This is a genomic window from Paraburkholderia sp. SIMBA_054 (assembly GCF_046534875.1).
Taxonomy (GTDB): Bacteria; Pseudomonadota; Gammaproteobacteria; order Burkholderiales; family Burkholderiaceae; genus Paraburkholderia; species Paraburkholderia hospita.
This window is the reverse complement of record NZ_JAWRXV010001043.1, coordinates 1-261: the sequence shown is the minus strand read 5'-3', so window position 1 is coordinate 261 and position 261 is coordinate 1. Positions and strand designations below refer to the sequence as shown.

Below are 261 nucleotides of genomic sequence, written 5' to 3'. Positions count from 1 at the left end.
CATTCTGGCTGCCCAGTATAATAGCTGGTCGTTACCGCTCGCTGTATTGCTGATCGCGCCGATGGCTCTGCTTTCGGCAATTGTCGGGGTCTGGCTTACCGGTGGCGACAACAACATTTTTACTCAGATCGGTTTCGTCGTTCTGGTTGGCCTTGCTGCCAAGAATGCGATCCTGATCGTCGAGTTCGCGCGAGCAAAGGAAAATGAGGGCGCCGATCCGTTAAATGCCGTGCTAGAGGCGGCACGGCTTCGACTTCGACC

The 261-nt window shown here is 55.6% G+C and carries 1 protein-coding gene; it reads left to right on the top strand.

Annotation, left to right across the window (positions count from 1 at the left end; genetic code table 11):
• A partial coding sequence (locus SB822_RS58330; RefSeq protein WP_410859274.1) for an efflux RND transporter permease subunit occupies window positions 1–261 on the top strand: 261 nt, incomplete at both ends.